Annotated in this window: 5 protein-coding genes; 4 read left to right on the top strand and 1 reads right to left on the bottom strand. The window is 58.6% G+C overall.

The window, feature by feature from the left end; genetic code table 11:
- On the bottom strand, positions 1-1,564 hold a 1,564-nt coding region (leuS, locus tag C9413_RS26670), incomplete at its 3' end, for a leucine--tRNA ligase (protein WP_170251132.1).
- A 198-nt stretch (positions 1,565-1,762) separates the two neighbouring features.
- On the opposite strand from leuS, the gene C9413_RS26665 reads away from it, so the two are divergent.
- The 4 genes from C9413_RS26665 to C9413_RS33845 all read left to right on the top strand — a co-directional run.
- A complete protein-coding gene (locus C9413_RS26665; RefSeq protein ID WP_039846540.1) occupies positions 1,763-2,422 on the top strand; it encodes a YggS family pyridoxal phosphate-dependent enzyme in 660 nt (219 codons plus the stop codon).
- 82 nt (positions 2,423-2,504) lie between these two features.
- Entirely contained in the window at positions 2,505-4,415 is a 1,911-nt protein-coding gene (locus C9413_RS26660; protein ID WP_039846539.1) for a propionyl-CoA synthetase, read from the top strand.
- Between the two features lie 174 nt (positions 4,416-4,589).
- On the top strand, positions 4,590-5,495 hold the full coding sequence (locus C9413_RS26655) for a flagellin (RefSeq protein ID WP_039846538.1): 906 nt from the start codon (positions 4,590-4,592) through the stop codon (positions 5,493-5,495).
- Positions 5,496-5,580: 85 nt separating this feature from the next.
- Positions 5,581-5,690 (top strand): transposase (locus C9413_RS33845; protein ID WP_246703857.1); only part of this gene is annotated, 110 nt, incomplete at its 3' end.

Genomic DNA, 5,690 nt, shown 5'->3' with positions numbered 1-5,690 from the left:
GTGCCGTAAAGCGCGTGAAGTACCAACTCGAATCGACGAAGGTGTCCATCGTGTCCGTTTCGCGCCGGGCGTTGTTGCCGCAGGTTGGGCAGGCGACATGCCGCCAGGTCGGGTGGCGGTCGAGCGGATTGCCCGGCTGATCGAAGGTTACGTCCGCGGGCAGCTTGACGGGCAGGTCCGTCTTCGGCACCGGCACGACACCGCAGGCATCGCAATGGACAACCGGGATCGGGCAGCCCCAATAGCGCTGGCGCGAAATGCCCCAGTCGCGCAGGCGGAAATTCACCTTGCGTTCGCCCTGCGGCACATTGCCGAGCATCGTTGCCGCCAGGTGGTCGGCAACGATGCTGAAGGCTTCGTCCGTCGGTTTGCCGTCAAGGAAGCGGGAGTTGATCATCACGCCGTCGCCGTCGTAGGCGGTGTCACCGATCGTGAAGGCTGTGGCATCGCCGTCCTTCGGCATGACCACCGGAACAACTGGCAAACCATATTTGCGCGCGAAATCGAGGTCTCGCTGGTCGCCGGACGGGCAACCGAAAATAGCGCCCGTGCCATAGTCCATCAGTACGAAATTGGCGATATAGACCGGAAGTTCCCACGATGAATCAAGCGGATGCTTGACCCGGATACCGGTATCCATGCCCTTCTTCTCGGCCGTCTCAAGGGCTGCCAGCGAGGTGCCGGCCCGGCGGCACTCTTCGCAGAAGGCTTCGATAGCTGGATTTGACGCGGCAGCATCCTTTGCCAGGGGGTGATCGGCTGCGATCGCAAGGAAGGAGGCGCCAAACAGCGTGTCGGGACGTGTGGTATAAACCGTCACCTCGGTTTCGCCGGCAGGCGCCGTCTGCGGCACGATTTCCCAGCGGATCATCAGACCCTCGGAGCGGCCGATCCAGTTCTTCTGCATCAGACGAACTTTCTCCGGCCACTGGTCGAGTGTATCCAGAGCGTCAAGCAGATCCTGGCTGAAGTCAGTTATCTTGAAGAACCACTGTGTGAGTTCCCGCTGCTCGACCAGAGCACCCGAACGCCAGCCGCGGCCGTCGATAACCTGTTCATTGGCAAGAACGGTATTGTCGACCGGGTCCCAATTGACTTTCGACTGCTTCCGGTAGACCAGGCCTTTCTCCAGGAAGTCCAGGAAAAGATGCTGCTGATGCTGGTAGTATTCCACGTCGCAGGTGGCAAACTCCCGGCTCCAATCGAGCGAAAGCCCCATGGCCTTCAACTGCGATTTCATCGAGTCGATATTCTGGTAGGTCCACGACGCCGGATGGACGCCGCGCTCCATGGCGGCGTTTTCCGCCGGCATCCCGAAGGCATCCCAGCCCATCGGGTGCAGGACATTGAAACCGCGGGCCCGCTTGTAACGGGCCACGACGTCACCCATCGCGTAGTTGCGCACATGGCCCATGTGAATTCGGCCCGACGGATAGGGAAACATTTCAAGTACATAGTATTTTTCGCGCGGATCGGCGTTGTCGGTCTCAAAGACCTTCGCCTCGTTCCATTTTTGCTGCCAGCGGGGCTCGGCATCGCGCGGATTATAACGTTCGGTAGCCATGGTATTCGAATTTCCGGAAAATCAGGGGAGGTTGGTGGTGACCTTCACCATGAAACCGCTGTAGCGTCAAGTTTTGCAGGTACTGCAAGCGCCCCTCCCTCGCGGTGAACTGCTTTTTGGTAGACAGGGCCTTGGCAAGAATGTCAGGCGCGGTTAGTGCATGCCATCCTCCTTTTGCGGACATGTCGGGATAAGATAATGGAACTTCAAGAGCGGTTGAACGATGTTCGCACGCGCATTTCGGCAGCAGAGCGTCAGTCTCAGCGTCCTGCCGGATCGGTTCAACTCGTTGCCGTGTCGAAGACCTTCGATGCGGAGGCCATCCGCCCCGCGATTGCGGCTGGTCAGCGCTTTTTCGGCGAGAACCGCGTTCAGGAAAGTCAAGGCAAATGGCCGGAACTCAAGACCGAGACGCCCGGCATCGAGCTGCACCTTATCGGACCGCTGCAATCGAATAAGGCAGCGGATGCCGTTGCGCTCTTTGATGTCATAGAAACCGTCGACCGGGAAAAGATTGCCCGCGCGATCGCCGGGGAAATGAAAAGGCAAGGTAAGACCGTTCGGCTCTATGTCCAGGTGAATAGCGGTTTAGAACCGCAAAAGGCCGGTATTGCGCCCGCCGATACACCCGCATTCGTCGATTTTTGCCGGAATGAGCTCGGCCTTTCGATCGAGGGCCTGATGTGCATTCCCCCAGCCGAGGAAAATCCCGGTCCGCATTTTGCCCTGCTGGCTAAGATCGCAGGAAAATGCGGTGTCGAAAAACTCTCAATGGGCATGTCGGGGGACTACGAAACCGCCGTGGCCTTCGGTGCGACGAGCGTGCGCGTCGGATCCGCTATTTTCGGCGCGCGTTAGTCTTCTGCTTTTGTCGGGCTTCCGGTCCAGCCTCCCCTCGCCTAAACTCGCCAGACGGCGCGTATGTCCTGGGGAGGAGCAAATGCAAAGCAGCTATCGACAGGTCTATGCGAGCTGGAAGAGCGATCCGGACGCATTCTGGCGCGATGCTTCAAGAGCGATCACCTGGTTCAAGGAGCCGCAGCAGGTCTTCTCGCCGTCAAAGGGCGTTTACGGCCGCTGGTTCGCAGACGGTGAGACCAACACCTGTTACAATTGCCTGGACCGTCATGTGTTGGCAGGCCGCGGCACCGAAACAGCCATCATCTTCGACAGTGCCATGAGTGGCGCCAAGGCACGTTTTAGTTACGAGGAAGCGCTTGGCGAAGTGCAGGCAATCGCGGCGACCTTTCAAGCGTTCGGCATCGGCAAAGGCGATCGTGTCATCATCTACATGCCTATGGTGCCTGAAGCCATTTTCTCCATGCTTGCCTGCGCTCGCATCGGCGCCATCCACTCAGTGGTTTTTGGGGGGTTCGCTGCCAACGAACTTGCGGCCCGCATCGATGATTCAGGCGCAAAGCTCGTGGTCACTGCCAGCTGCGGATTGGAGCCCGGCCGTGTCGTGGCTTACAAGCCGCTTGTCGATCAGGCCATCGATGCGGCGAAATCAAAGCCCGCACATTGCCTCGTTCTGCAAAGGCCGCAACTGACGGCCGAACTTGTGCCTGGGCGTGATCATGCTTTCCAAGAGACCGTAGCGCTTCACCATGGCAGGAGCATTCCTTGCGTAGCCGTCAAAGCGATCGATCCGCTCTATATCCTTTACACATCCGGCACCACCGGTCAGCCGAAAGGCGTCGTCCGTGACAATGGCGGGCACATGGTCGCGCTGCACTGGTCGATGGCGAACATCTATGCAATGAAACCCGGCGAAGTTTTCTGGGCAGCCTCCGATATCGGCTGGGTGGTCGGTCATTCCTATATCGTCTATGCGCCGTTGCTTGCGGGTGTGGCGACTGTAATCTTTGAGGGCAAACCCGTCGGCACACCCGACGCCGGCGCGTTCTGGCGCGTGATTTGCGAATACGATGTGCGTGTTCTCTTTACCGCTCCGACAGCATTCCGCGCAATTCGCCGGGAAGATGCCGATGGCGAGTTCGTGCGCCGCTATTCGAACCCGCATTTCCGGGCTCTTTTTCTTGCGGGTGAGCGAGCCGATCCCGAAACTCTCAAATGGGCGGAAAAGATGCTTAAGGTTCCCGTCGTCGATCATTGGTGGCAAACGGAAACCGGCTGGCCGGTCGCTGCAAATCCACTCGGTCTCGGCGGGCTTCCAGTAAAGCACGGATCAGCATCCGTGCCGGTGCCTGGTTATGAGATCCAGGTTCTCGACGACGCAGGACATCAGGTGCCACCCGGCACGCTCGGCAACATCGTCGCCAAGCTGCCCTTGCCGCCGGGTTGTCTGCCGACACTCTGGAAGGCGGATGAGCGTTTTCGCTCGGCATATCTCGAGGAATTCCCGGGATACTACAAGACAGCGGACGCCGGTTATTTGGATGACGACGGCTATCTGTTCATCATGTCGCGCACGGACGACATCATCAATTGTGCTGGCCACAGGCTCTCGACAGGAGCAATGGAAGAGGTCTGCGCAAAGCATCCGGATGTTGCGGAGTGCGCCGTCGTCGGTATTGCAGATCCGCTCAAGGGGCAGGTGCCTTGCGGCTTCCTTGTGCTCAAGAAGAACGTCACCAGGGCGAAGGCGACGATCGAAGCAGAGGTCGTTAAACTGATTCGCGACCAGATCGGTCCGGTGGCCGCATTCAAGACGGCGATTGTCGTCGAACGTCTGCCGAAGACCCGTTCGGGCAAGATCCTGCGTGGCACGATGCAGAAGATCGCCGACAGCGAACCATGGAAAATGCCGGCGACCATCGACGATCCGGCTATTCTGCATGAAATCGCGGATGCCTTGCGCAGCAAGGGTTTTGGCTCGCTTCCAATGTAGGAGATTACCTATTCGGTAAGGTTCGTTGACGAGAAGTAACCAGCGTTGACGAGTTGTTAACCATGTTTTCGCTAGGTTCGGCGCACGGACACCTGTTGCAGGTGAGCATGAAGCACCGCCGCTCTCGGCTTCGGCCGGAATGCCCTTTCACCCAAGCGAATTGGACAAAAAGCGATGTCAAGCATTCTAACGAACACTGCCGCAATGGCGGCACTGCAGACCCTTCGCGGTGTAAACCAAAGCCTCAAGGAAACCCAGGACCACGTTTCGTCCGGCCTGCGCGTCGGCAAGGCGGCTGACAATGCCGCTTACTGGTCGATCGCAACGACCATGCGTTCCGACAACAAGGCGCTTTCGGCCGTTTCCGACGCTCTCGGCCTCGGTGCCGCCAAGGTCGACACTGCCTATGCCGCGATGGACAGCGCCATCGATATTGTTTCCGAAATCAAGGCCAAGCTGGTTGCCGCAACCGAAAAGGGCGTCGACAAGGCCAAGGTTCAGGAGGAGATTTCCCAGCTTCAGGCTCAGCTGCTGAGCATCGCTCAGTCTGCTTCCTTCTCCGGTGAAAACTGGGTCGCCGGCGAGGGTACGAAGAGCGTCGTTTCGACCTTCGTTCGCGATGGTTCGAACGCTGTATCCGTCAAGCAGACCGAATATATCCTCGATGACACCTCGGTCGGCAACGTCCTGTTCGGCATGAGCGGAGGCCTGATCGAAACGTCCACGGGTATTATCGGCACCTCGAACGGTACGATCGGCTCCGTCTATAAGATGGACATCACCAATTTCACCACAGAGGACGTCGGTCTGGCGCTGACGGCTGTCGAATCCGCTCTGAAGGCGATGACCAGCGCCGGTGCACAGCTCGGTTCGATCTCCACTCGCATCCAACTGCAGGAGGATTTCGTCTCGACTTTGAGCGACTCGATCGACTCCGGCATCGGCCGCCTCGTCGACGCCGACATGGAAGAAGAATCGTCCAAGCTGACCGCTCTTCAGACGCAGCAGCAGCTTGCAATCCAATCTCTGTCGATTGCGAACTCGGCATCTCAGAACATCCTGTCGCTCTTCCGCAGCTAAACGCGGCAACAGCGGAAAACAAAAGACCCGCCGGAGCGATTGAACTGACCCCCGAAAGTTGGACACCGACCTTCGGGGGTTTTGCATGTCCAAGTACAGCTTAGCGTTCAAGCAGTCCGTCATCGCCGCTTATGAGAGCGGCACGGAAGGGGCACGCGCAGTAGCGGCTCGGTTTGACGTTGATCATTCGACGGT

The sequence above is a fragment of the Rhizobium sp. SEMIA 4085 genome, from assembly GCF_013004495.1.
GTDB lineage: Bacteria > Pseudomonadota > Alphaproteobacteria > Rhizobiales > Rhizobiaceae > Rhizobium > Rhizobium gallicum.
Note: the sequence above shows the minus strand (reverse complement) of the source record. Positions and strands in the feature narration are given on the sequence as shown.